General features: G+C 69.8%; 27 protein-coding genes. 10 read left to right on the top strand and 17 right to left on the bottom strand.

The features are described 5' to 3' along the window. The first annotated feature begins 15 nt into the window (after positions 1-15). From mutS to katG, 4 genes are all read left to right on the top strand, one after another. On the top strand, positions 16-2604 hold the full coding sequence (mutS, locus tag P6166_RS06520; protein WP_277763661.1) for a DNA mismatch repair protein MutS: 2589 nt from the start codon (positions 16-18) through the stop codon (positions 2602-2604). Positions 2605-2746: 142 nt separating this feature from the next. After that, positions 2747-4252, top strand: coding sequence for a catalase (locus tag P6166_RS06515; protein ID WP_277763660.1), 1506 nt, complete (start codon positions 2747-2749; stop codon positions 4250-4252). A 65-nt stretch (positions 4253-4317) separates the two neighbouring features. Further along, a complete protein-coding gene (locus P6166_RS06510; RefSeq protein WP_277763659.1) occupies positions 4318-4941 on the top strand; it encodes a DUF937 domain-containing protein in 624 nt (207 codons plus the stop codon). A 235-nt stretch (positions 4942-5176) separates the two neighbouring features. Next, the gene (katG, locus tag P6166_RS06505; protein WP_277763658.1) at positions 5177-7423 is read left to right on the top strand and encodes a catalase/peroxidase HPI; all 2247 of its coding nucleotides are present in this window, start codon (positions 5177-5179) and stop codon (positions 7421-7423) included. Between the two features lie 61 nt (positions 7424-7484). On the opposite strand, the gene P6166_RS06500 is transcribed toward katG, so the two are convergent. Further along, positions 7485-7892, bottom strand: coding sequence for a S4 domain-containing protein (locus P6166_RS06500; RefSeq protein ID WP_277763657.1), 408 nt, complete (start codon positions 7890-7892; stop codon positions 7485-7487). Further along, positions 7885-8145 carry a hypothetical protein gene (locus tag P6166_RS06495; RefSeq protein ID WP_277763656.1) on the bottom strand — a complete coding sequence of 87 codons (261 nt, stop codon included), beginning with the start codon at positions 8143-8145 and terminating at the stop codon, positions 7885-7887. Before P6166_RS06495 ends, P6166_RS06500 begins: the two co-directional genes overlap by 8 nt. 209 nt (positions 8146-8354) lie before the next feature. Between P6166_RS06495 and P6166_RS06490 the strand changes: the two genes are divergently transcribed. Beyond that, a complete protein-coding gene (locus P6166_RS06490) occupies positions 8355-9806 on the top strand; it encodes an MATE family efflux transporter (RefSeq protein WP_277763655.1) in 1452 nt (483 codons plus the stop codon). A 240-nt stretch (positions 9807-10046) separates the two neighbouring features. Here the strand turns inward: P6166_RS06490 and rplS are convergent, their stop codons facing one another. From rplS to ffh, 7 genes are all read right to left on the bottom strand, one after another. Then, positions 10047-10451 (bottom strand): 50S ribosomal protein L19, encoded by a 405-nt coding sequence (rplS, locus tag P6166_RS06485; protein WP_277763654.1) that lies wholly within the window; start codon positions 10449-10451, stop codon positions 10047-10049. Between the two features lie 179 nt (positions 10452-10630). Further along, complete coding sequence (gene trmD / locus P6166_RS06480) at positions 10631-11401, bottom strand: tRNA (guanosine(37)-N1)-methyltransferase TrmD (RefSeq protein ID WP_277763653.1); 771 nt, start codon at positions 11399-11401, stop codon at positions 10631-10633. 45 nt (positions 11402-11446) lie between these two features. Continuing rightward, on the bottom strand, positions 11447-11959 hold the full coding sequence (gene rimM / locus P6166_RS06475) for a ribosome maturation factor RimM (RefSeq protein ID WP_277763652.1): 513 nt from the start codon (positions 11957-11959) through the stop codon (positions 11447-11449). A gap of 40 nt (positions 11960-11999) precedes the next feature. Beyond that, positions 12000-12260, bottom strand: a complete 261-nt coding sequence (rpsP, locus tag P6166_RS06470) for a 30S ribosomal protein S16 (RefSeq protein WP_057644269.1) — start codon at positions 12258-12260, stop codon at positions 12000-12002. Between the two features lie 96 nt (positions 12261-12356). Further along, the gene (locus tag P6166_RS06465; RefSeq protein ID WP_277763651.1) at positions 12357-13154 is read right to left on the bottom strand and encodes an aminotransferase class IV; all 798 of its coding nucleotides are present in this window, start codon (positions 13152-13154) and stop codon (positions 12357-12359) included. After that, on the bottom strand, positions 13151-14221 hold the full coding sequence (locus P6166_RS06460) for a nitronate monooxygenase (RefSeq protein ID WP_277763650.1): 1071 nt from the start codon (positions 14219-14221) through the stop codon (positions 13151-13153). The genes P6166_RS06465 and P6166_RS06460 overlap by 4 nt, the downstream gene beginning before the upstream one ends. Then, entirely contained in the window at positions 14221-15606 is a 1386-nt protein-coding gene (gene ffh / locus P6166_RS06455; protein WP_277763649.1) for a signal recognition particle protein, read from the bottom strand. The genes P6166_RS06460 and ffh overlap by 1 nt, the downstream gene beginning before the upstream one ends. Before the next feature lie 123 nt (positions 15607-15729). Here ffh and ccsA point away from each other — a divergent pair, with 123 nt between their 5' ends. Beyond that, on the top strand, positions 15730-16527 hold the full coding sequence (ccsA, locus tag P6166_RS06450; protein ID WP_277763648.1) for a cytochrome c biogenesis protein CcsA: 798 nt from the start codon (positions 15730-15732) through the stop codon (positions 16525-16527). A gap of 5 nt (positions 16528-16532) precedes the next feature. On the opposite strand, the gene P6166_RS06445 is transcribed toward ccsA, so the two are convergent. From P6166_RS06445 to P6166_RS06430, 4 genes are read right to left on the bottom strand one after another with little or no spacing between them, the layout of a single operon-like run. Further along, on the bottom strand, positions 16533-16853 hold the full coding sequence (locus tag P6166_RS06445; RefSeq protein ID WP_277763647.1) for a hypothetical protein: 321 nt from the start codon (positions 16851-16853) through the stop codon (positions 16533-16535). 32 nt (positions 16854-16885) lie between these two features. Beyond that, positions 16886-17722, bottom strand: coding sequence for an alpha/beta fold hydrolase (locus P6166_RS06440; protein ID WP_345781856.1), 837 nt, complete (start codon positions 17720-17722; stop codon positions 16886-16888). Positions 17723-17731: 9 nt separating this feature from the next. Then, on the bottom strand, positions 17732-18805 hold the full coding sequence (locus P6166_RS06435) for a DUF3182 family protein (RefSeq protein ID WP_277763709.1): 1074 nt from the start codon (positions 18803-18805) through the stop codon (positions 17732-17734). 29 nt (positions 18806-18834) lie between these two features. Beyond that, positions 18835-18990, bottom strand: a complete 156-nt coding sequence (locus P6166_RS06430) for a hypothetical protein (RefSeq protein ID WP_277763646.1) — start codon at positions 18988-18990, stop codon at positions 18835-18837. A gap of 212 nt (positions 18991-19202) precedes the next feature. On the opposite strand from P6166_RS06430, the gene P6166_RS06425 reads away from it, so the two are divergent. Genes P6166_RS06425 through P6166_RS06410 form a run of 4 tightly spaced genes read left to right on the top strand, consistent with a single transcriptional unit; the run spans position 19203 to position 20545 of the window. Next, positions 19203-19481: a hypothetical protein gene (locus tag P6166_RS06425; RefSeq protein ID WP_130317822.1), complete on the top strand. Its 279-nt coding sequence runs from the start codon at positions 19203-19205 to the stop codon at positions 19479-19481. Positions 19482-19492: 11 nt separating this feature from the next. Then, on the top strand, positions 19493-19750 hold the full coding sequence (locus tag P6166_RS06420; protein WP_277763712.1) for a hypothetical protein: 258 nt from the start codon (positions 19493-19495) through the stop codon (positions 19748-19750). A gap of 5 nt (positions 19751-19755) precedes the next feature. Beyond that, complete coding sequence (locus P6166_RS06415) at positions 19756-20337, top strand: DUF4142 domain-containing protein (protein ID WP_277763645.1); 582 nt, start codon at positions 19756-19758, stop codon at positions 20335-20337. 25 nt (positions 20338-20362) lie between these two features. Further along, positions 20363-20545: a DUF3606 domain-containing protein gene (locus P6166_RS06410; RefSeq protein ID WP_277763644.1), complete on the top strand. Its 183-nt coding sequence runs from the start codon at positions 20363-20365 to the stop codon at positions 20543-20545. 91 nt (positions 20546-20636) lie between these two features. Here the strand turns inward: P6166_RS06410 and radA are convergent, their stop codons facing one another. The 4 genes from radA to P6166_RS06390 all read right to left on the bottom strand — a co-directional run bounded on the left by radA (position 20637) and on the right by P6166_RS06390 (position 25230). Continuing rightward, entirely contained in the window at positions 20637-22016 is a 1380-nt protein-coding gene (radA, locus tag P6166_RS06405; RefSeq protein ID WP_277763643.1) for a DNA repair protein RadA, read from the bottom strand. Positions 22017-22130: 114 nt separating this feature from the next. Then, positions 22131-22661: an AAA family ATPase gene (locus tag P6166_RS06400; RefSeq protein WP_277763642.1), complete on the bottom strand. Its 531-nt coding sequence runs from the start codon at positions 22659-22661 to the stop codon at positions 22131-22133. Beyond that, positions 22658-23338 (bottom strand): lysoplasmalogenase, encoded by a 681-nt coding sequence (locus tag P6166_RS06395; RefSeq protein WP_277763641.1) that lies wholly within the window; start codon positions 23336-23338, stop codon positions 22658-22660. The genes P6166_RS06400 and P6166_RS06395 overlap by 4 nt, the downstream gene beginning before the upstream one ends. After that, a complete protein-coding gene (locus P6166_RS06390; RefSeq protein WP_277763640.1) occupies positions 23338-25230 on the bottom strand; it encodes a peptidase M61 in 1893 nt (630 codons plus the stop codon). The genes P6166_RS06395 and P6166_RS06390 overlap by 1 nt, the downstream gene beginning before the upstream one ends. Positions 25231-25619: the final 389 nt, after the last annotated feature.

Here is a 25619-nt window from a genome sequence, read left to right as displayed (position 1 = left end):
CCCGCAGCAGGTTCCATGAAGTCGGAAAAAGCCCAAGAACACACCCCGCTGATGAAGCAGTACTTCGCGGCCAAGGTCGACCATCCCGACCTGCTGCTGTTCTTCCGCATGGGCGACTTCTACGAGCTGTTCTACGACGACGCGCGCAAGGCCGCGCGGCTGCTGGACATCACCCTCACCCAGCGCGGCAGCTCGGGCGGCGCGCCGATCCCGATGGCCGGCGTTCCGGTGCACGCCTACGAGGGCTACCTGGCGAGGCTGGTGGCACTGGGCGAATCGGTCGCCATCTGCGAGCAGATCGGCGACCCGGCGCTGGCCAAGGGCCTGGTCGAACGCAAGGTGGTGCGCATCGTCACCCCGGGCACGGTCACCGACGAGGCGCTGCTGGACGAGCGCCGCGACACCCTGCTGATGGCGCTGGCGCGCAGCAAGGCCGGCTATGGCTTGGCCTGGGCAGACCTGGCCGGCGGCCGCTTCCTGGTCAACGAGGTGGACAGCGACGACGCGCTGGAAGCCGAACTCGCCCGCCTGGAACCGGCCGAGCTGCTGATCCCCGACGAGGAAGGCTGGCCGGAATTCCTGCGCCAGCGCACCGGCTTGCGCCGCCGTGCGCCGTGGCTGTTCGACAGCGACAGCGGCCGCCGCCAGCTGCTGGGCTTCTTCAAGCTGCACGACCTCACCGGCTTCGGCATCGAGGAGCGCCCGCGCGCCATTGCCGCCGCCGGCGCGTTGCTCGGCTACGTGGAGGAAACCCAAAAGCAGCGCCTGCCGCACCTGACCGCCATCGCGATGGAGAACGCCGGCGAGGCGATCGCGATGAACGCGGCCACGCGCCGCCACCTGGAACTGGACACGCGCGTGGATGGCGACACCCGCCACACGCTGCTCGGCGTACTGGACAGCACCGTCTCGCCGATGGGCGGACGCCTGCTGCGGCGCTGGCTGCACCGTCCGCTGCGGCTGCGCGAGGTGCTGGTGCAGCGCCACCACGCGGTGGGCACCTTGATCGACCGCGGCACCGATGCCGACCTGCGCGAACGCTTCCGCGCGCTCGGTGATATCGAGCGCATCCTTACCCGCGTGGCGCTGCGCTCGGCGCGCCCGCGCGACCTGTCCACGCTGCGCGACGGCCTGGGCATGCTGCCGGACATCGCCGCGCTGCTCTCGCCGCTGGATTCGCCCCGCCTGCAGGCGCTGGCCGCCGAACTGGGCGAACACGCGCAGGTCGCCCACCTGCTCGCCAGTGCGGTGGCGCCGCAGCCGCCGCTCAAGCTCAGCGACGGCGGCGTGATCGCCAGCGACTACGACGCCGAGCTGGACGAACTGCGCCGGCTGTCGACGAATGCCGACCAGTTCCTGATCGACCTGGAGCTGCGCGAGCGCGAGACCAGCGGCATCCCGACGCTGAAGGTCGGCTACAACCGCGTGCACGGCTATTACATCGAGGTCAGCAAGGGCCAGGCCGACAAGGCGCCGCTGCACTACAGCCGCCGCCAGACCCTGGCCAACGCCGAGCGCTACATCACCGAGGAACTGAAGTCCTTCGAGGACAAGGTGCTCTCGGCGCGCGAGCGCTCGCTCTCGCGCGAGAAGCTGTTGTACGAGGGCCTGCTCGATGCGCTGGGCGAGCACCTGGAACCGCTCAAGCGCTGCGCCGCCGCGCTGAGCGAGCTGGACGTGCTGGCCGCCTTCGCCGAGCGCGCGCAGGCGCTGGACTGGGCGCAGCCCGAGCTGGAGACCGCGCCGTGCCTGCGCATCGAGCGCGGCCGCCACCCGGTGGTGGAAGCGGTGCGCGAACAACCCTTCGAGCCCAACGACCTGGACCTGCATCCGGATCGCCGCATGCTGGTGATCACCGGCCCGAACATGGGCGGTAAATCGACCTACATGCGGCAGAACGCGCTGATCGTGCTGCTGGCGCACATCGGCAGCTACGTGCCGGCGCGCCGCGCGGTGATCGGGCCGATCGACCGCATCCTCACCCGCATCGGCGCTGGCGACGACCTCGCCAAGGGCCAGTCCACCTTCATGGTGGAAATGGCCGAGACCAGCTACATCCTGCACCATGCCACCGCGCAGTCGCTGGTGCTGATGGACGAGATCGGCCGCGGCACGTCCACCTACGATGGCCTGGCGCTGGCCGATGCGGTGGCGCGCCACCTGGCGCACCGCAACCGCTGCTACACGCTGTTCGCCACCCACTACTTCGAACTGACCGCGCTGGCGGACGAAAGCGTGGAAGGCGGGCCGAGCGGCATCGCCAACGTCCACCTGGACGCGGTGGAGCACGGCGACTCGCTGGTGTTCATGCACGCGGTGAAGGAAGGCCCGGCCAACCGCAGCTTCGGCCTGCAGGTGGCCGCGCTGGCCGGCCTGCCGCGCGATACCGTGGCGCAGGCGCGGCGGCGGCTGGCCGAACTGGAACAACGCGGCGGCGAGACGCACGCGGCACAGATGGCGCCGCAGTCGCTGGACGCGCCGCAACAGTTCGGCCTGTTCACGCCCACCTCCGCCGCGCTCGACGCGCTGCAGGCGCTGGACCCGGACGAGCTGACGCCCAAGCAGGCGATGGAAGCGCTGTACCGCCTCAAGGCGTTGCTCTGATCCGCGCGTAGGCCGCGCGCGGCGCGCGATGCCTGCGAAAGATCGTACCGATCCGTTTTTTCCATCGAAGTCATGCCGGGATTCGATTTCCCGGCCCCGCGCATCGCCGTAGCCTGCAGACTCTTTTCTGCAGGACACCCCGATGAGCAAGCCCGCTTCCGGCCACGCGGCCGCGCACTGCCCGCTGACCACGGCCTTCGGCGCACCGGTCGTCGACAACGAGAACAGCCTGACCGCGGGCCCGCGCGGCCCGCTGCTGATGCAGGACGTGTGGCTGATTGAGCGACTGGCCCACCTCAACCGCGAGGTCATCCCCGAGCGGCGCATGCACGCCAAGGGCTCGGGAGCGTTCGGGCATTTCACCGTCACCCGCGACCTGTCGGCGCATACCCGCGCCAAGCTGTTCTGCGAGGCAGGCAAGCGCACGGAGGTGTTCGTGCGCTTCTCCTCCGTGGCGGGCGAGCGCGGCGCGGCCGACGGCGAGCGCGACATCCACGGCTTCGCGGTGAAGTTCTACACCGAGGAAGGCAACTGGGACCTGGTGGGCAACAACACGCCGGTGTTCTTCGTGCGCGACCCGCGCAAGTTCGCCGACCTCAACAAGGCGGTCAAGCGCGATCCCCGCAGCCACCTGCGTTCGCCCGCGCACAACTGGGACTTCTGGACCCTGCTGCCCGAGGCGCTGCACCAGATCACCATCGTGATGAGCGAACGCGGCATTCCCGCCGGCTACCGCCACATGCATGGCTTCGGCTCGCATACCTACAGCCTGGTGGATGCCCACGGCGGGCGCTGCTGGGTGAAGTTCCACTGGCGCACGCAGCAGGGCATCCGCCACCTCAGCGACGCCGAGGCGGCGGCGGTGATCGGGCAAGACCGCGACAGCTTCCAGCGCGACCTGTTCGAGGCCATCGAGCGCGGCGAATTCCCGCGCTGGACGCTGTACGTGCAGCTCATGCCCGAAGCCGATGCGCAGACCGTGCCCTACCACCCGTTCGACCTGACCAAGGTGTGGCCGCACGCCGACTACCCGCTGGTCGAAGTGGGCGAGCTGGAACTGAACCGCAACCCGGACAACTACTTCGCCGATGTAGAGCAGTGCGCGATGGCGCCGAACAACCTGGTGCCGGGCATTGGCATCTCGCCGGACAAGATGCTGCAGGCACGGATGTTCGCCTATTCGGACGCGCAACGTTATCGGCTGGGCGTGAACCACCACCAGGTACCGGTGAACGCGGCGCGCTGCCCCGTGCACAGCAACCACCGCGACGGCGCGATGCGCGTGGACGGCAACTACGGCGGCCGCGTGCATTACACGCCCAACAGCGAGGGCGCCTGGCCGGACCAGCCGGCGTATCGCGAGCCGCCCATCGCCATCGACGCCGGCGGGGGCGACTACTGGGATTTCCGCCAGGACGACGACGACTGGTACACGCAGCCGGGCGACCTGTTCCGGCTGATGTCCGATGCGCAGCGGCAGGTCCTGTTCGACAACACCGCGCGGGCGCTGGGCGCCGCGCCCGAGTTCGTCCAGCGCCGCCATGTCGCCCACTGCGAGCGCGCCGACCCGGCGTATGGTGCCGGCGTGGCGCGGGCGCTCGGCCTGCGCGCCCCGGCCAAGCACGCCACGGACGACGCAGTTTCGTAGACGCCGGGGTAATGTGCCTCTGCTAGCCTCGGTGGCCCGCCACCCCGCTTCGCCAGGACGCCGCCATGAGCACCACGCCGCTCGCCCACAACCTCCTCCAGCAACTGCAGGGAGGAGGTATCGAACAGATCGCTTCGCAGCTCGGTTTGCAGCCCGCGCAAGCCCAGTCCGCGGTGGCCACCGCCCTGCCGCTGCTGATGGGCGCGCTCGGCCGCAACGCGCAGCAGCCCGAAGGCGCCGATGCGTTGCTGGGCGCGCTGCAGCGTGACCACGCCCCGCCACAGGGCGGGCTCGACTTGGGCGGCCTGCTCGGCGCGGTGCTCGGCGGCGGCAGCGGCGGCGCGCAGACCGACGGCGCGGGCATCCTCGGCCACATCTTCGGCGGCAATACGCCCCAGGCCGCCCAGGGCCTCGGCCAGGCCACCGGACTGGACAGCGGCCGCTCCAGCCAGCTGCTGCAGATCCTGGCGCCGATCGTGCTGTCCTTCCTGGCCCAGCGCTTCCTCGGCGGCGGTGCCGGCAATGCCGCGCAGCTCAGCCAGGCGCTCGGCGACGAACACCGGCAAGCACGCGCCGAACCCGGCCTGTCCGGCCTGCTTGGCAGCGTGCTCGACCAGGATGGCGACGGCCAGCTCGGCGTCGGCGATCTGCTCAAGCTGGGCAGCGGCCTGTTCGGCAACTCGCGCTGACATCGCGCAGGGGCGATGCGTCCCTGTTGCCGCATCGCACCATAGCTGCCGGCTATCAGCGCGTTCGGATCGTTCGAATTCACCTGCGGATCGGTGCCGCTTATCGTCTCTCCCGACACGTGAGGAGGAGCGCTCGCTTCGGCCGAAACCTTCGGCATCCACGTCCAAGCCCCAGGTATCCGATCCGGGAACGATCGGATGATCTTCAGCGCGTAAGAACCAAGGTGGACATTCCATGACCCGCGAAGCCAAGTGCCCGTTCAACCATGCCGCCGGCGGCGGTACCCGTAACCAGGACTGGTGGCCGAACCAGTTGCGCGTGGACCTGCTGCACCAGCATTCGGCCAAATCCAACCCGCTCGGCGAGGCGTTCGACTATGCGCAGGCGTTCCAGCAGCTCGACTACGCCGCGCTCAAGGCCGACCTCAAGGCGCTGATGACCGACTCGCAGGACTGGTGGCCGGCCGACTTCGGGCACTATGGCCCCTTGTTCATCCGCATGGCCTGGCATAGCGCCGGCACCTACCGCATCGGCGATGGCCGCGGTGGCGGCGGCCGCGGGCAGCAGCGCTTCGCCCCGCTCAACAGCTGGCCGGACAACGTGAGCCTGGACAAGGCGCGCCGCCTGCTGTGGCCGATCAAGCAGAAGTACGGCCAGAACATTTCCTGGGCGGACCTGCTGATCCTCACCGGCAACGTCGCGCTGGAATCGATGGGCTTCAAGACTTTCGGCTTCGGCGGCGGCCGCCCCGATACCTGGGAGCCGGACCAGGACGTGTACTGGGGCAACGAGAAGACCTGGCTCGGCGGCGACATCCGCTACGCCAAGAGCGAGCCGGGCGACGCGGAAGGCCAACTGGTGGCCGACGCCGACCTGCACGGCCACGAGCACGACCGCACCGACGACAAGGGCCGCAACCTGGAAAATCCGCTGGCCGCGGTGCAGATGGGCCTGATCTACGTGAATCCCGAAGGCCCGGACGGCAACCCGGACCCCATCGCCGCCGCGCACGACATCCGCACCACCTTCGGGCGCATGGCGATGAACGATGAGGAGACCGTGGCGCTGATCGCCGGCGGCCACACGTTCGGCAAGACCCACGGCGCCGGCCCGGCCGACAACGTGGGCCGCGAGCCGGAGGCCGGCGACCTCGAACTGCAGGGCCTGGGTTGGCACAACAGCTTCGGCAGCGGCAAGGGCGCCGATACCATCACCAGTGGCCTGGAAGTCACCTGGACCAGCACGCCGACGAAGTGGAGCAACAACTTCTTCTGGAACCTGTTCGGCTTCGAGTGGGAGCTGACCCGCAGCCCGGCCGGCGCGCACCAGTGGACGCCAAAGGGCGGCATGGGCGCCGGCACCGTGCCGCACGCGCACGACAAGGACAAGCGCATCGCGCCGTCGATGCTCACCACCGACCTGTCGCTGCGCTTCGACCCGGCCTACGAGAAGATCGCGCGCCGCTTCATGGAGAACCCGGACGAGTTCGCCGACGCGTTCGCCCGTGCGTGGTTCAAGCTCACCCATCGCGACATGGGGCCGCGCGTGCGCTACCTCGGCCCGGAAGTGCCGGCCGAGGCGCTCATCTGGCAGGACCCGCTGCCCGAGGCCACGCATCCGCCGCTGGGCGATGCCGACATCGCGGCGTTGAAGGAAAAGATCGCCGCGGCCGGCCTGAGCGTGGCCGAGCTGGTGTCCACCGCGTGGGCGTCGGCCTCCACCTTCCGCGGCTCGGACAAGCGCGGCGGTGCCAACGGGGCGCGCGTGCGCCTGGCACCGCAGCGGCACTGGGCGGTCAACAACCCGCCGGTGCTGGACAAGGTGCTGCAGGCGCTGGAAGGCATCCAGGCCGGCTTCGGCAAGGGCGTCTCGCTGGCCGACCTGATCGTGCTGGCCGGCAACGTGGGCATCGAACACGCGGCGCGGCAGGCCGGTGTCGAGATCACGGTGCCGTTCGCGCCGGGGCGTGTCGATGCCAGCCAGGACCAGACCGACGTGGAATCGTTCGCGCCGCTGGAGCCGGTGGCCGATGGTTTCCGCAACTACGCCAAGGCGAGTTTCGCGGTGCCGGCCGAACACCTGCTGATCGACCGCGCGCAGTTGCTCACGCTGACCGCACCCGAGCTGACCGTGCTCATCGGCGGCCTGCGCGTGTTGGGCGCCAATGCCGACGGCAGCGCCACCGGCGTGTTCACCGACAAGCCCGGCACGCTGAGCAACGACTTCTTCGTCAACCTGCTCGACATGGGCACCGAGTGGAAGGCCACCTCCCAGCACGCCGAGACCTTCGAAGGCCGCGACCGCCGCAGCGGCGAGCTGAAGTGGACCGGCTCGCGGGTGGACCTGGTGTTCGGCTCGAACTCGATCCTGCGGGCGATCGCCGAGGTGTACGCGAGTGCGGACGGCAAGCAGAAGTTCGTGCAGGACTTCGTCGCCGCCTGGACCAAGGTGATGAACCTGGACCGCTTCGACCTGGCCTGAGCCTCCGCCCGTTGCAAACGCGAACGCCCCGGCCAGGCCGGGGCGTTCGCGTATCAGGCGATCACAGCGCGTCGATATCGCCCAGCGCGCGGATCAACCGCCGCGCGCGCTTGTCCGGGCGGTGTTCCGGCGCCTGGTAGCCATCGCGGCGCGCCAGCCACTGGGCACGTTGTTCGGCGCGTCGCTGCCGCGAGGCCTCGCTCTCGGCATACAGCGCCTGCGCGACCGGGGCCGGGCCACGCTGCTCGCTCAGCCCCAGCACCTGCACCTCGAACACTTCCTCGCCGCGCGCCACGCGCAGCCACTGCCCGGGACGCACGCTGCGCGAAGGCTTCGGCCGCTGCCCGTCGACATCGACCTTGCCCGTATCCACCGCCTGCTTGGCCAGGCTGCGGGTCTTGTAGAACCGCGCCGCCCACAGCCAGATGTCCAGGCGCACGCCTTCGAGGGGAACTGCCGTTTCAGTCATTCTTCTTGCCGAAATCCACCTTCATGGAATCCTTGCCGTTCTGTTCGGTCGACCAGCGCAGGCTGCGGTCGGTGCCGCAGTCGCGGTCGCGGGCGCTGCTGCCGGCGTCGCGCGCCGTAGCCACCGGGTCGCCGCCCACCAGGCACTCGGGACGACGCGCGCCGATCGAGTCGCCCTGCAAGCCATTGTCGCTGGCGCAACCCGCCAGCAGCAGGCCTGCCGCCATCGCACTCCACATCCAACCCTTGCGCATCTGCTACCTCCTCGTCCGATGGGCCGCGCGTGCGGCGTCGGGCCGATCTTAGGGCGCGCCCCGCGGCAGGCCACAGTGCCTGCGGTCATGCTTCCAGGCTGGCCTACAGTGTAAGTCCCCGCCGTGTGTTGCCCTAGTGCCATCGGCCACCCTGCGCGCGGCGGCGGGCCGATGGTAGTGTGCGCCGTTTCCCACGGCATCCCGCGCGCATGGCCAAGCCCACCCAGCTCACCGAAGGCCCCATCGGGCGCAACCTGCTGCTGTTCGCGCTGCCGATCCTCGCCGGCAACATGGCACAGTCGCTGAATGGTTCGGTCAACGCGGTATGGATCGGCCGATTCCTCGGCGAATCGGCGCTGACCGCCGCGGCGAACGCCAACAACATCATGTTCTTCCTGATCGGCTCGGTGTTCGGGATCGGCATGGCCGCCACGATCCTCATCGCGCAGGCCATCGGCGCCGGTGATACGCACCAGGCGCGGCGGGTGATGGGCACCAGCGCGACGTTCTTCTTCGGGCTGTCGGTGCTGATCGCCGCGGTCGGCTGGTGGCTGTCCGGCCGCATGCTGCAGGCGATGGGCACGCCGGCCGATGCGCTGCCGCTCGCCGAGGCATACCTGCGGGTGATCTTCCTGGCGATGCCGCTGCTGTACATGTTCGCCTTCCTGTCGGCGGCGCTGCGCGGCGCGGGCGATTCGCGCACCCCGTTCCGCTTCCTGCTGCTGTCGGTGCTGCTCGACATCGCGCTCAACCCGGTGCTGATCTTCGGCCTGGGCCCGGCGCCGAAGCTGGGCATCGCCGGCGCGGCCTGGGCCACGCTGTGCGCGCAGGCCATCGCGCTGAGCGGCCTGCTGCTGTACATGCGCCACAAGCGCCACGTGCTGTGGCTGGGCCGGCACGACATGGCGATGTTCCGCATCGAGGGCGACATCCTGCGCGCGCTCATCGTCAAGGGCGTGCCGATGGGCCTGCAGATGGTGCTGATCTCGCTGGCGATGATCGCGATGATGACCATGGTCAACGGCTTCGGCACCGACACCGCGGCCGCCTACGGCGCGGCGATGCAGCTGTGGACCTACGTGCAGATGCCGGCGATGGCGATCGGCGCGGCGTGCTCGTCGATGGCCGCGCAGAACGTGGGCGCCGGGCGCTGGGATCGCGTGGATGCCACGGCGCGCAACGGCGTGGCGATCAACTTCCTGATGACCGGCGTGCTGATCGTGCCGCTGATCCTGCTCGACCGCTGGACGCTGGCGCTGTTCCTGCCGGCTGATGGCGCGGCGCTGGAGATCGCGCGGCACCTGAACCACCTGTCGATCTGGTCGTTCCTGCTGTTTGGCGTGACCTTCGTGGTTTCCGGCGTGGTGCGTTCGACTGGCGCGGTGATTCCGCCGCTGGTGATCCTGGGCCTGTCGCTGTGGGGCATCCGCGTGCCGTTCGCCAAGCTGCTGATGCCCACGCTCGGGGCCGACGCGATCTGGTGGAGTTTCCCGATCAGCGCCGCCTGCGCGATGGCGATGTCGCTGGCCTATTACCGCTGGGGCGGCTGGCGCAAGGCCCACATGCTGAGCCCGCACGCCAAGCCGCATCCGGAGGAAGTAGCGGTGCCGGCCGAAGTGCCGGCGCAGCCGCCGTCGCCGGTCGCCGACAGCGCGCCGTAACGGAACGCAGAAGCGAGGGCGCCTGCTGCTCCCTGCGGCGCCCGCCGGTGTTGGGAGGCGATGTGCCGTGCCACGCCGGGCATGGGCTTGCCGCCGTGACCGTGCACGGTCGCGGCTGAGGCCGCTCGCGCCGTTAGCGCGAGCACTGCGCGTATACGTGGCCACACAAAGCGGCCAAACAAAAAGCCGCCCCGGAGGGCGGCTTTCTGTTCGACGCGGCGGGCGAACCCGCGATCGGAATTACTCGGCCTTGGCAGCCAGGCGGGCGGCCTTGGCCTGCGCGGCGGCGGCCAGGTCTTCCTTGATGCGGGCAGCCTTGCCTTCCAGGCCACGCAGGTAGTACAGCTTGCCGGCGCGAACCTTGCCGCGGCGCTTCACTTCGACCGAGTCGATGGTGGCGCTGTGGGTCTGGAACACGCGCTCGACGCCGTAGCCGTGCGAGATCTTGCGGACGGTGAACGAGGAGTTCAGGCCGGCGTTCTTCGTGCCGATGACCACGCCTTCATAGGCCTGGACGCGCTCACGGTTGCCTTCCTTCACCTTCACGTTCACCACGACGGTGTCGCCCTGGCTGAACTTCGGCAGTTCACGGGTGATCTGGGCGGATTCGAATTCCGCGACGATGGACTTGTTCAGCTTGCTCATGGGACACCGATATCTTGTTCGGGTGGTCGTGTCGTAATCGACAACTTGGGCTCATGCGGTCGCAGGATTGCGCCGCACGTTTGTTATGAGTGGGTCTTGCGGGGGTCTTGCCATTCCGCCATCCAGGCCGAAGCCGGCCGATGGGAACGCGGCATCATAGCCGAACCGCCCCCGCCGCGCTAGGGGCTGGAGCCTTCCTCGCCCTCCGGCCGGCCCTGCTGGCGGAACGCCTCCAGCAGCTTGCGGTCGGCCTTGTCCAGGCTCGCTTCGTCGAACAGGTCCGGCCGCCGCAACCAGGTGCGGCCCAGCGACTGCTGGCGGCGCCAGCGCGCGATGGCGGCATGGTTGCCCGAGCGCAGCACCTCCGGCACGTCGCCCCATTCGTGGCTGGCCGGGTGGGTGTAGTGCGGGCAATCGAGCAGGCCGTGCGTGCCTTCGAAACTGTCCTGCGCCGCGGATTCGGCATCGTTCAGCGCGCCGTCCTGCAGCCGGGTCACCACGTCAATCAGCACCGCCGCGCCCAGCTCGCCGCCGGAGAGCACGTAGTCGCCGATGGAGATCTCCTCGTCCACCTCGTGGTCCAGGAAGCGCTCGTCCACGCCCTCGTAGCGGCCGCACAGCAGGATCAGGCGCGGCAAGCTCGCCAGTTCGCGCGCGCGCGGCTGGGTGAGCGGGCGCCCTTGCGGGCTCAGGTAGACCACCGGCGCCGGGCGCTCGTCGGCCGCGCGCGCGGCGGCCAGGCAGTCACGCAGCGGCTCGATCATCATCACCATCCCCGGCCCACCGCCGAACGGACGGTCATCCACGCGGCGATAGTTGCCGCTGGCGTAATCGCGCGGGTTCCAGCCCTGCAGTTCCAGCAGCCCGCGCTCCTGCGCCCGGCCGACCACGCCGAACGCGGCGCATTGCGCGATGAATTCGGGAAACAGGCTGAGGACGTCGATGCGCATGGGCGGGTCGATCCGTGGGGATGCCGGCGCGAACCGGCGGGAAGATCAGAACTCCGGGTCCCAGTCGACCACGATCCGGTTGGCCTCGAAGTCCACCGACTGCACGAAGTCCGGCTGCACGAACGGGATCAGCCGCTCGCGGTCGCCGCGCACGGCCATGACGTCGTTGGCGCCGGTGGAGAACAAGTGCGACACCGTACCCAGCTCGACCCCGTCGACCGTGGACACGGCCAGGCCTTCCAGGTCGACCCAGTAGTACTCGTCCGGCTTGGGCGGCGGCAAGGCGCTGCGCGCGACGTAAATCTCGGTGCCGCGCATGGCCTCGACCACGTCGCGGTCGGTCACGCCCGGCAGCTGGGCGGTCAGGTGCTTGCCCGACTCGCGGCCCCGCGCCCCGGTCATTTCCCGCTCGTCCCCGTTGGGGGCGCGCAGAATCCAGGGCTGGTAGCGGAAGATGGACAGTCGCGGCTCGGTCCAGGACTCGAGCTTGGCCTCGCCACGAATGCCGAAAGCGCCGACGATCCTGCCCAGCAGGATGCGGCGCTCGGTGTCTTTCATCATGCGGCTGATGGGGCCGCGCGGGGCGGCCCCTCCAGGATCAGGCCGCGACGGCCTGGGCCTTGGTCGCTTCCTTCACCAGGTTGCGAACCTTGTCGGTCAGCTGGGCGCCGTTCTTGACCCAATGGTCAACGCGGGCCAGGTCCAGCACGACGCGCTGCTCGGCGCCCTGCGCCACCGGGTTGTAGTAACCCAGGCGCTCGATGTTGCGGCCGTCGCGCGCGGCGCGCACGTCGGACACGATGATGTGGTAGAACGGACGCTTCTTGGCGCCGCCACGGGTCAGGCGAATCTTGACCATTTCTGTAGTTCCTGTGTTGCCCAGTCGCCAGGATGGCGAGGTAAGCCGGCGATTATAGCGGCCGACCCGGCCGAAGCCAACCCGCCCGCCCCGCGGCTACAAGGGCTGCCAGGGACAGGCCGCCAGGGCCTGCGCCAGCCAGGGCTGCCCGCCGGCCCCGTCGGTGAAGCGGTGCCCCTCCACCGCCCCGACGGCCCGGATACCCCGCGCATTGCAGGCGAACGCGCCGGCGAAGCCCGCCAGTTCATCGAGCCCGACCGGGCGGATCCGTTGCGGCACGCCCAGCGCCTCCAGCCCTCGCTGCAGCAGGCGCTCCTGCGTCCCGCGCAGGGCCGGGCCGACCGGCCAGGTCACGCCCTGCCCGTCCCACAGGCCCAGATTCCAGGTCGTCCCCTCGATGAGCTGCCGGGCGTCGTCGACGAACAGTGCGTCGTCCCAGCCTGCCGCCATGGCCTGCCGGCGCAGGTCGAACAGGGCGAAGGTGCCGACATGCTTGATCTCCGGGCGATGCCGACGGAATACGACGGCGTGCAGCCGCAACGGCGCGCCCGTCCATTCCGATGCCGGCCCGACCGAGACCAGCAGGTCCGGCGCCACCGGCGCGAGCGGCGCGCGGAAATCGAACGCGCGCGAGAACACCGTCAGCCGCAGCCAGGCATCGCGATGGCCGGCCGCATCGAAGGCCAGGCGCGCTTGCCGGCGCACGTGATCCAGGTCCAGGTCGGTCGAAAACAGCGCGCGCGTGGCGTGCTGCAGCCGCGCCAGATGCAGGTCCAGCCCGCGCACCGCGCCGTCGAGGCAGCGCATCGAGGTGAAGTGGCCATAGTTGACCAGTGCGACGGCCGCCAGGACATCGGCGTCCGCGGGCTGTCCGTTGCACCACGCCGCGGTCATGGCAGCAGCGCCTGCGCGTGTGCCCACCAGCTACGCAGCAGTTCCGCGGCCGGCTGCGCCGGCGCCATCCAAGCCGATTGCCCCGCCCAGGCCTGCAGGGCGTCCAGCCGGTTCTCGCGCACCGCCGCCGCACGCATCGGCGCGGTCAAGCCACGCTGCACCGGGTACGGCAACGGCGCGACGCCGGAAGCGGCGAGCGCCCGCACGTAAGGCGTTGCCAGCCCGCGACCCAGCCGGCCACTGAAGCCGCGCGTCGGCACGCTGTCCTCCGGCTCGGCGGCGGCCAGGGCATCGGCCCAGGCCGATGGCAGCCCCGCTTCGGGCGTGCGCAGGAACGCGGTGCCGATCTGCACCGCGCTGGCACCCAGCGTGAGCGCGGCGGCGATGCCACGCCCGTCGGCGATGCCGCCGGCCGCGATGACCGGGATGGAAAGTTGATCCGCCAACCGCGGCACCAGCGAGAACAGCCCGACCATCTGGCGCTCGGCCGCGTCGGGGTCGAACGCGCCGCGATGCCCGCCGGCCTCGGCCCCTTGCGCGACCACCGCGTCGGCGCCCGCGGCTTGCGCGTGGCGCGCTTCCTCCAGCGTGGTGGCGCACGCGAACCAGGCGATGCCGGCTTCCCGCAGTCGCGTCACCTGTGCGGGCGACAGTACGCCCATGATGGTGGAAGCCACCGCCGGGCGCGCGGCGATCAAGGCATCGAATTGCGCGTGGAAATCGGCTGGCGTCGCATCGCCGGCCTGGGCCGGCACTTCCGGGCCCCACTGGGCGAGAAAGGCGCGCATCGCCGCTTCGGCGGCCGCATCGCGGCGCGGCGGCGCATCGGGCACCCACAGGTTCACTTGCGCGGGGCCGTCGCTCGCCTCGCGGAAGCCCGCCATCCAGTCGACGATGTCATCGGGGCTGGACAGCACGGCGCCCATCGCGCCCATGCTGCCGGCATTGGCCAGCGCGGCCGACAGCGGCACCGGGCAGGCGCCGGCCATCGGCGCCAGCAGCACGGGCATCGCCAGCCCGAAGCGCTGCGCGAACGCCGCCGCCCGCTGGCGCGCCGGCGCGTCCATCAACGGAACGGCAACCCGCCGCGGCCACCCAGGCCGCCCATGCCCCCCATCATGCCGCGCATGCTGCGCATCATGCCCTTCATGCCGCCGCCCGCCAGCTTGCTCATCATCTTTTCCATCTGCTGGTACTGCTTCATCAGCTTGTTGACGTCCGAAGGCTGCATGCCCGAGCCGCGCGCGATGCGGGCGCGGCGCGAACCGTTGAGCAGGGCCGGGTTGCGGCGTTCCTTCTTGGTCATCGAGTTGATGATGGCGATCATCCGCGGCACTTCCTTGCCGGTGACCTGGTCCTTGACGTTGTCCGGGATCTTGCCGATGCCCGGCAGCTTGTCCATCAGGCCGCCAATGCCGCCCATGTTCTGCATCTGCTCGAGCTGTTCCTTCATGTCGTTGAGGTCGAACTTCTTGCCCTTGGCGACCTTGGCGGCCAGCTTGGCGGCCTTCTCCTGGTCCACGCTCTGCTCGACCTGCTCCACCAGCGACAGCACGTCGCCCATGTCCAGGATGCGGCTGGCGACGCGATCCGGGTGGAACACGTCCAGGCCATCGACCTTCTCGCCGGTGCCGACGAACTTGATCGGCTTGCCGGTGATGTAGCGCACGGAGAGCGCCGCACCACCGCGCGCGTCGCCGTCGGTCTTGGTGAGCACCACGCCGGTCAGCGGCAGCGCCTCGCCGAAGGCCTTGGCGGTGTTGGCCGCGTCCTGGCCGGTCATCGAGTCGACCACGAACAGCGTCTCGGCCGGGTTCACCGCCGCATGCAGCGCCTTGATCTCGGCCATCATCGCCTCGTCGATGGCGAGGCGGCCGGCGGTATCGACCAGCAGTACGTCGACGAAGGACTTCTTCGCATCGTCGATGGCCGCGCGGACGATGGCCTCCGGCTTCTGCTCGGCGGTGGACGGGAAGAACAGCACGCCGACCTGGTCGGCCAGCGTCTTGAGCTGCTCGATGGCGGCCGGCCGGTACACGTCGGCGCTGACCACCATCACCTTCTTCTTGCGCTTTTCCTTCAGGTGCTTGGCGAGCTTGCCCACGGTGGTGGTCTTGCCCGCGCCCTGCAGGCCGGCCATCAGGATCACCGCCGGCGCCGGCACGTTGAGGTTGAGGTCGCTGGCGGCCGCGCCCATCACCGCGGTCAGCTCGTCGCGCACGACCTTGATCAGCGCCTGGCCCGGGGTGAGCGACTTGAGCACTTCCTGGCCGACCGCGCGCACCTTGATGCGCTCCACCAGCGCCTGCACCACCGGCAATGCCACGTCGGCCTCGAGCAGGGCGATGCGCACCTCGCGGGTGGCCTCGCGGATGTTTTCCTCGGTCAGGCGGCCCCGGCCGCGCAGGCGCTCGATGGTGCCGGAAAGACGTTGGGTGAGGGACTCGAACATGCGCGCTGTGCCAGGGGGAAACGGAGTCCGATTATAGCGGCAGCGCCGCGCCCGGCCGGCACCGCCGCCGGGCGCGGCATCCGGGTCCTGCGGCGGCGGCCCGCGGTGTGCGAAACTGCCGCGATGACCGCCACCGTATTCATCGCCGCCCTGCTCTACCTGGCCGCCGCCGGGCTGCTCGTGGGCAGCGTGGCGCGCGAAGGCCGCACCCCGCAGGCCTGGCGGGTGCCGGCAGTGCTGGCGGTGGTGCTGCACGCGGGCTACCACGTGCTGGTCGCCACGCGCACCGCCGGCGGCCCGGACATGCACTTCTTCGCCGCGCTGTCGCTGGTCGGCCTGGGCATGGCGGCGTTGACCACGCTGGTCGGCACGCGCGGGCGCATGGCCGCGCTGGGCGTGGTGGTGTTCCCGCTGGCCGCGCTGTTGCTGCTGGCCTACCACGGGCATGGCCACGAACCCAGCCCGGCACTGGGTTGGCGGCTGGAAGTGCACGCCTGGCTCGCCCTGCTCGCCTACGCCACCCTCGCCATCGCCGCCCTGCTGGCGATCATGCTGTGGCTGCAGGAACGCGCGCTGCGGCGGCGCGATTTCCACCGCTGGCTGCGCGCGCTGCCGCCGCTGACCGAGCTGGAGACGCTGCTGTTCCGCACGATCGCCGTCGGCTTCGTGCTGCTCAGCCTCACGCTGCTGACCGGCCTGCTGTTCGTGGAGGATTTCCTCGCCCAGCGCCTGCTCCACAAGACCGTGCTCAGCGTGCTGTCCTGGCTGGTGTTCGGCGCGCTGCTGGTGGGCCGCTGGCGCTACGGCTGGCGCGGCGGCAAGGCGGTGCACTGGACGCTCACCGCGATGGCGCTGCTGCTGCTGGCCTTCTTCGGCAGCAAGTTCGTGCTGGAACTGATCCTGGGCATCCAGCCGGGCTAAGCCACTCAGCTGCCCGTGCGGCCGCCGTGCAGCGTGCTGCCTTCGCGCAGGAAGGTCATGCGGTTGACCCGTTCGACGAAGCGGCGGACCTCGCCGACCAACGCGCGCTGCGGCGCCTGGGCCAGGAACACCTGCACCTCGGCGCCTTCGATGCGAGGCGGCTCGCGCAGCAGGCTGTCGGGCAGCTCCTCCACGCACAACTGGAACACCGCGCGCCACGCCTCGCGTGGCACGCGGTCGAGCATCACCAGCATCGGCTCGCGCAGGAAGGCATCGCCGACCGGCACCTGGAAACCAACCACGTGGACGAAGTGGCGCAAGGGCATGCGGCGATCATAGCCACGCCCCGCGCCACCGGCTAGCGGTTGACCCGCAACTGCATCGGCGGCACGCCCTCCTTGTTCTCGGCCGTGCTGTGCACGAAGCGCTTGCGTTCGGCCACCAGTTCGCTGGCCACATCGACGCGGCGGCCCACCACCATCTCGGTCAACCAGTCGATCAGGTAGCGCGTATAGGCCTGCTGGTGCTCCTTGACCGTCAGCGCGTGGTCGGCACCGCGCAGCAGGCGCGAGGTCACCGAGCGCGCGCGGGCAAAGGCGTTGGCGTAATTGCGGATCACCTGGTGCGGCACGATGGTGTCGCATTCGGCCTCCACCAGCAGCACATCGCCCTCGTACTCGGCGCACGCGGCCAGGGCGAGGTTCTCGCCGGGGCCCACTTCGCTGCGGCGGTAGTCCATCAGGTCCGGCTCGCGATTGAGCGCGACCTTGGGGGCCTCCCAATGGTCGTCGCGGTACAACGCCGGCGAGCGCAGCGCCAGCCACGCCACCGGCCGCTCGCGGGTCAGCAGCGCAGAGAGGTAGCCGCCGTAACTGAGCCCGACCACGGCGATGGCGCCCGAGTCCACGTACGGCAGCGAGGCGAGATGGTCATAGGCGGCGATGATGTCGGCCAGGTTCTGCGGGCGGGTGACGGTATCGCGCATCGACACCCAGCCTTCGTGGCCGCGCAGGTCGAAGGTCAGGCACACGCAGCCCAGGCCCACCGCTTCGCGCGCGCGCACCAGGTTGTGCTGCTGCTTGCCGCCCCAGCCGTGCACGAACAGGATGCCGGGGATGCCGGTGGGGGTCAGCAGCGTGGCACCGACCTCGGCGTCCTCGACGGGAATCTGCAGGGTGGAGAGCTTGACTTCCACGGGTCCTCCTTACACGTTCGAAACCGTTACGTATTTCACCAGCGGCCCGAGCTGCGGGTCGTCGGCCTGGTAATACACCTCCGCGCCGGGCGGCGCGGATTCGCCATGCCGCTCGTGCGTGGCCGCGCGCACGCATTGCCGCGCGGGATCCTCGGCAAAGGCGGCCATCGCCGCCAGTTCGGCGGGCGTGGCGCCGCCGATGCGCCAGGACTGTTCGAGCACGCCGCAACGCGCGTGGCCGTGCGCGTCCTCGCCACACGCGACATCGTAATTGCGCCGCGACAGGTGCAGGCCGGGCCAGGCCTCGCGCAGTGCACGGTCGAACGCGTGCGCGGCCCTCACCGCCTCGCGCTGCAATGGCTCCAGCGGCGTGGCCAGCAGCGTCTCCAGCGTCCCCCGGACGACCTCCAGCGCCGAGCCGCCGTAGACCGCGTGACCATCGCGCGCCCGGGTGGTGGATTGCGTGCCGTGATAGGCGATGGATTGCCCGCCGAACTCGACCTCGCCCACGCTGAAGGTGATCAGCCGCACCAGGTGCATCTCCAGCACGACGCCATGGCGCGCGAGATAGCCTGGCGGCAACTGCGCCAGCACGGCATCGAGCATCGCGGCGTCCTGCAGCAGCCACTGCCCGCGCCCGCCGATGCCGGTGGGAAGCTTGAGCCTCACCTCGCCGGCGGGCGCCAGCAAGGCATAGGCGCGCCGTGCATCCACGGCCGAGAAAGCGGTATAGCCCGGCAAGGCGTGCGCGGCCAGTGCGTGCGACAGCGCGTGGTTCCAGCCCGCGATGCAGGTGGCCGCCGTGTCGACCAGCGTGTGCGCGACGACCTTCGTCGCCAGGAATGCATGCGGTACGACGCCGCCGAGCAGATCGTCGCGCGAGGCGATGCCGAGCCGCGACGCGGCGTCGGCATCGAGCGTGTCGTCGGGCACGAAGTACGCGCCCGGCGCGATGCGCGATGCCGCGTCGGCGCTGCCCGCGTAAGGCCGGCCCAGCAGGCGCGCCACCCGCCTGGCCACCCATTCATGCGTCACGCGCTCGTGCCCGCCTTCGGCGGTGTCGCGCGTGGCGACGGCATGCACCCGCGCATGCGGCTGCCGCTGCGCGCTGCTCAATGCCACAGCCACCACGCCAACGCCAGCACGAGCGCGACCAGCACGCACCATGCGCCAGGATGCAGGGACTGCCACCATGCATGCGCCACGCCTGTGCCGGCGCTTTCGCGCGCGGCGCGCGCATTTGTCTGCGAGGAATGACGTGGGCGCATGGCGCACTCCACCGGGTGGGAACCACAGCGTCCAATCGCGGCGGTGAGCGTAGCGTGCAGCGCGCGCCGTCATGCGGCGCGATTTGACATGCCGCACGCGAAACTGAGCTGTTCATCGCGCACCGCATCTGGGCGCCTGCAATGATCGAGCGTTGACATACCACGCGTTAGGGTGGTGTCACTCCTTCATCCACATGGTGCGACTGAATCCAATGAGTAGGGATCCTTCCGTCATCGATGTGCAGGCCGAAATCGCGCACTGGCAACAGCGCCACGCGCACGAGCAGCTGGGCATCAGCAAGTTCAGCGTGCTCTCGCCGGTGGTGAAGCTGGCCTGCGACATCTACCTTCAAGCGCCGCGTTCTTCGCTGGAGCAGCGAATGGACATGTTCCGTGATCGTCTGCAGACCCATTTCCTCCCGCCCGGGTCGCAGCCGCACCTGGAACGCCTGGCCACCGACTGCTGGCGCCGCCTCGGCGCTTCCTCGTAACGGAGAACCGCATGAAGACCCCCTATGAAGTACAGCAGGAAATCGCCCGCATCGAGCGGCTCATTCCCCACCTGATCAGCGACCAGGGCGAGCGCGCCGAGGAAATCCTCGGCTTCCACGTCGCCAGCCTGTATGCCCACGCGCCGCAGAGCGAGCACGGCCTGATCCGCGAACGCGTGCGCCACATGCAGGGCCGTTGCCGCGAAGCGGCGAACGCCTCGGACATCGGCACGCTGCCGCAGCTGGCGGCGCACGCCCAGTGGGCCTGAGCCGGATGCGCGCACGGATCATCGCCACGCTCGGCGTGGCTGCCTTGCTGGCCGGTTGTGGCGGTCCGGGCAGCGAGACCTCGCGGACCGCGCCCGAAGTGGCGCCCGCGCCACGTCCGGCGCCGATTTCCGGCGCCAGCGGACTCGGCGAGCCGCTGCGCAGCGATGCGCAGATCCTCGGGGTGCTGGCGGCGTTCGAGCAGAACGAGATCGATCTGGCACGCCAGGCCATTGCGCGCGGCGTGGGCGGACGTTCGGAAGACTTCGCGCGCGGCATGCTGCGCGACCACGAACGTGCGCTGGCCGAGACACAGCAGCGTGGCGCCGAGGAGAGCGAGCAATCGCGGGCCTTCCGCGCGCGGGGCCAGGCCACGACCGCCTCGACGGGCATGGAAGACGATGCCAACAGCTATCGCAATGCATTCCTGAAGGCGGCGGTGGCCGACTACGCGGATGTCCTGAAGACCATGGACGCGCAGTGGCTGCCCGCCGCGCAGAGCGAGGAGACGCGCACCTACCTCACCGCTACGCGCCGGCGCCTGGCCGACGCGTTCGAGCGTGCGCAGGCGGCGGTCTCCACCCGTTGAACCCGGCCTATCCGCGGAGGATCACATGACGACCCAGCAAGACGACCGCCGGCCGAAGGACATGGCCAACGTCAACATCAACGAGGAATGGGAACTGCGCTGGTGGGCGCGGGAACTGAGCCTGAGCCAGGACCAGCTGAAGCAGGCGGTGCGTGAAGTGGGCACCGCGACCACCAAGCTGCGCGATTACAAGCCGCCGAATCCATAACGAGCAAGACGGCACGAGCGCCAAAGGGGCGGCCAGGGGCCGCCCTTTCTCGTTGGCGTGGGGGTGGCGCCACTCCACCACCGCACCGGGCTCATGCGGCCTCGATCGCCTCGGCCAGCCGCTCCACCGCGATCACCTCCATCCCCTTGACCGCGCCGCTCTTGGGCGCGTTCGCCTTGGACACGATCGCGCGCTTGAAGCCATGCGTGGCGGCTTCGCGCAGGCGCTCCTCGCCGTTGGGCACCGGGCGGATCTCCCCGGACAAACCCACCTCGCCGAAGGCAATCGTCTTCTCGGCCAAGGGCTGGTCACGCAACGAGGACAGCACCGCCAGCAACACCGGCAGGTCGGCCGCCGTCTCCTGCACGCGAATGCCGCCCACTACGTTGACGAACACGTCCTGGTCGCCGACCAGCACGCCGCCATGCCGGTGCAGGACCGCGAGCAGCATCGCCAGGCGATTCTGTTCCAGGCCCACCGCCACGCGACGCGGGTTGGACAGCGGCGAGCTGTCGACCAGGGCCTGCACCTCCACCAGCAGCGGCCGGGTGCCCTCGCGCGTCACCATCACGCAGCTGCCCGGTTGGTGCGTGCTGCCGCCGGAGAGGAAGATCGCCGACGGGTTGGCCACTTCCTTCAGGCCCTTCTCGCCCATCGCGAACACGCCCAGCTCGTTGACCGCGCCGAAGCGGTTCTTGAACGCGCGCAGGATGCGGAAGCGGCTGCCGCCGTCGCCCTCGAAATACAGCACCGCGTCCACCATGTGTTCGAGCACGCGCGGGCCGGCGATGCCGCCTTCCTTGGTGACGTGGCCGACCAGGAACACGGCCGTGCCGGTTTCCTTGGCGTAGCGCACCAGCCGCGCCGCGCTCTCGCGTACCTGGCTGACCGAGCCGGGCGCTGCGGTGAGCGATTCGCTCCACAGCGTCTGCACCGAATCGGCGACGATCAGCCTGGGCCGCGCCACGCTGGCGTGCTGCAGGATTTGTTCGATGCCGGTTTCCGACAGCGCGTTGAGGCCCTCCAGCGGCAGGTCCAGGCGCACCGCGCGGCCGGCCACCTGGGCCAGCGATTCCTCGCCGGTGACGTAGAGCACCGGCAGCTGGGCCGCCATCTTGGCCAGTGCCTGCAACAGCAAGGTGGACTTGCCGATGCCCGGATCGCCGCCCACCAACACCACCGCGCCCTCGACCAGGCCACCGCCCAGCACGCGGTCGAACTCACCGATGCCGGTGGACACGCGCGCATGCTCGCTGTGCTGCACGTCCTTGAGCGCGGTGATCTTGGGTGGCTCGACCGCGCCGGCCCAACCGCTGCGCCGCGAAGGGGCGGCCGCCTTGGTCGACGCTGCGCTTTCGAGCACGATCTCGCTGAGCGTGTTCCAGGCGCCGCATTCGCCGCACTGGCCCTGCCACTTGGTGTATTCGGCACCACACTCGGTGCAGACGTAGGCGATCTTCGCCTTGGCCATGATGGGTATCCGCTGGGAAGGACGACAGGATAGCCGGGCACGTCTCAACAGGCGCGACGGCGCGGCGCGCGGCGCACCCGCTTGGCGCGCCTGCCCACACCGGCAGAGATGGCGTCAGCCGCGGCCCGACACGCCTTCGAGCCATGCACGGGCCTGGCCACGGGAGGCCAACCGATGCACCACCCACTGGTCGCGGCCTTGCGCGAGCAAACGCATCACCGCCGGTCGCGACCGGCTGCGGTATCGCCATGCAAAGACCAGGAAGGCCCGGTCCAGTTTTTCGGGGCACGCGGCGGCCATGTCCGCGCGCACCCTTCCGCGCTCGGTCCATGCCCGCCGCAATAGGCCCCACATGCATTGCCAGCGCGGCAGGTCGAGGAACACGACCGTGTCGCAGGCCGCCAGCCGCTGCGCCAGAGTGCGCGAGTAGTTGCCGTCCATGATCCAGGCCGGGCGCGCCAGCAATGCGGCCAGGCGCGACGCCCATTCGGCTGGCGTGGGTTCCACCCACCCGGCCGACCAGTAATGCGCATCCAGGTGGATCACCGGCAGCCCAAGCCGCTCGCCCAGCTGGCGCGCGAAGTGGCTCTTGCCGGCGCCGGGCGGGCCGATCACCAGGATGCGCTGCAAGGGGGCCGCCTTCATCGTCGCGCTGCCCGCCGGCGGGAAACGGAGGTGGCGATCAGCCACTGCGCGGCATAGTACGTCGCCAGCACGCCCGCTGTGGCCCCGGGCAGCGGACCGGCGAAACGATCCCAGGCCAGCAGCGAATCGCTCGCCACGAACAGCACCGCGCCGAGCGCCGCGCGCCGCGCCTGTGTGCCGTCTTCCGGGGGACGCCAGCCGCGGGCAAGCGCCAGCGCGGCCATCGCCGTCAGCACTGCCGTATACGCAATGACCGGCCCCTGCAGCGCCACCGGCAGGTGGGGCCGCAGCGCGGCGAGATTGGCCATTGCGTAGGCGACCAGTACGGGCGCGGTGAGTGCCAATGCCCTCGCCCGCACGCCACGGGCGAACGCCAGGATGTAGGCCAGATGCGCGAGCAGGAACGCCGCCAGACCGGCGACGAAGGCATCCACCGGCAACATCAGGCAGATGTCGCCGACCAGCGAGAACAGCAGGCCGACCCGCACCCATCGTCGATACGCGCCCGGCGCCGCCGCCGTGGCGCGCAGGAGGATCAGCACGGTCGCCGCGGGCTTGCACAGGTAGTGCAGCCAGCGCAGGCCCTCGACGCTGGCGCCGGCGATCGCGCCGGCCGCCAGCAATACCAGCAGCGGAACCCACCATGCCGCGACGCGATGGCGGGTTCCGGTCGACATCAGCGCGCCTTGTACAACTCGGCCAGGCGATCCGGCTTGCCGGCGATGCGCTCCAGGTTCGGATACAGCAAGCCGCCGTGGTAGTCGATATGTACGGTGTCGTAGCGGTCGGACTGCTTGACCAGCAGCTCGATCGGCGCCTTGTCCGTCTTCGCCGCCGTCACCGCGTCCTTCAGGCCATCGTTGCTGTACTCGCGCCCGTTGACGGCGACGATCGTCATGCCCGGCGCCAGGCCGGCGTTGAATGCCGGGCCATCCCACAGCACGTCGGCGAGCACGCCCTGCCCGTTCGTCGCCAGGCCCAGCGAGTAGGTCAGGTTGGCGCCCTTGCTGCGGGCCTCCAGGACCTTGAATGCATCGTTGGGCTTGTCGTTGTACACCAGCTTCCAGCCGGCGGCCTCGATGCCGCCCACCAGCGGCCCGTGGCCCTCGATGCGGGTCTTCAGGAAAGCCGCCCAGTCATACGGCGCGATGCCGTTGAGCGTGGCGACGATGTCCTCGACGGTATAGGGGTTGACCTTCCAATCGCCGTTGTTCATGCCGAAGAACGCGTGCGCGAAGTCGTCGATCGAACGCTTGTTGCCGCTGAGCTCGCGCAGCTTGTTGTCCACCTCCAGCCACACCATCTGGCCGCCGGAGTAGTAGTCCTCGCTCATCTGGTAGTTGCGGAACGCCAGCGGCCGGCGCTCGGCGATGGTGGGGTCGTTGGTGGTATCCAGGATCGTGCGCCAGGCCAGGCCGGGGCGGCCCCGGTCATAGGTGGCGGCGACGTTGGCGAGCATGTCGCGCGCCTGGTCCTGGGTCCACAGGCCCGAGCGCGCGGCCACGACCTGGCCGAAGAACTGGGTCTGGCCCTCATACAGCCACAGCAGGCTGTCGCCCATCGGCACGTTGAAGTTCGGCGTGGCCAGGTCGGCGCCACGGCGGTACTTGCCGTTCCAGGAATGGTTGAACTCGTGCGAGAGCAGGTCGCGCATCCACCAGCTCTTGTCCCAATCGGTGAAGTAGCCGACGGGGCCGCTGTTCTCGCTGGAGCGGTGGTGTTCCAGCCCGATGCCGCCGAGCTTGTCGGTGAGCGCCAGCAGGAACTCGTAGTGGTCGAAGTGGCGCGCGCCGTACAGCTTGTCCATCTGGGCGACGAGCTGCTGGTGGATCTTGACCTGCGCGGCGCTGGGCTTGAGGTACTTGGCATCGTCGGCGAAGACGTTCAACGCGACCGGCTGCTTGCCTTCGGCCAGCACGACGCGCTGGTAGTACTTGCCGGCGAACAGCGGGGAGTCGACGAGGTCGTCGTAGTCGATTGGCTTGAAAGTGACCTTGTCGCCGACGCGGCTTTCGGTTTCCAGCGCGGTGGCGAAATCCCAGCCCTTGGGCAGGGTGACGCTGGCCTGGGCCTTGATGTTGCGGGCGAAGTAACCGGCCGGGTACAGCGAATTGCTGTTCCACTGCAGGTTGAGCATCTCCGGGGTCATGACCACGCGGCCCTGGCCGGTGCCTTGCGAGGACAGGAACTGGAACTCGGCGCTGATCTGGGTGACGCCCTCGGGCACGTCCACCTGGAAGGCATAGACGTCGTACTTGTCGCGCGTCCAGGGCAGCACCCGGCCGTCGGCGGACTTCACCACCAGGCCGGCGAGCTTGTCGATGGTGCCGCTCGGGGAGTGGTGCCCGGGAATCCACTGCGGATACAGCAGCGTCATGCGGCCGGCGGTGGCGGGCATGGTGGTGCGCACGCGGAAGATGCGGCGTTCGATATCGGTCGCATCGACATCGATGCGCAGCAGGCCCTCATAGGGGATGTCGCGCGGCGGGGCGGTCTGGGCCAGCGCGTTGGCGGCGGGAAGGGACATCGCGGCCAACAGCGGCAACGACAGCACGGCGCGGATCTTCATGAGGCTCCTGGCGGGATAAGGGCGGTGGGGCGAACCGCCGATGCTACGCCTGGGGGTTGGGGGGCTTGTATGCCATTGGTCATGGCGGGGTTTTGCTGGGTTTGGTGGCGTGGGGTGTGTCGGGGGTGTGGGTGGCTTTGGGTTCTGGGGGCAGTGCTGGTTCGGCGGCCTTCGATGTGGGTCGGCTGTTCGGGGTGTCGTGCACGGCCCGCGGGACGGGAACCCTTTCGGGACACGCCGTGAATCCATCCATGGAGGCTCGTAGGCGACATCCATGTCGCCTACGGTCCCGAAAGGGTTCCCGTCCCGCAGGCCCGATAGATCCCCACGATCGGGCGGCAAAAGCCAGGGCGATGCGCGCGCCCACTGCGCTACTTGCTGCCGCGTAC

Origin of the sequence: Stenotrophomonas sp. HITSZ_GD (assembly GCF_029543105.1) — a bacterium.
In the GTDB taxonomy this organism is placed as follows: Bacteria; Pseudomonadota; Gammaproteobacteria; order Xanthomonadales; family Xanthomonadaceae; genus Stenotrophomonas_A.
The sequence above is the reverse complement of the archived record's forward strand: the minus strand, read 5'-3'. Positions and strand labels throughout refer to the sequence as shown.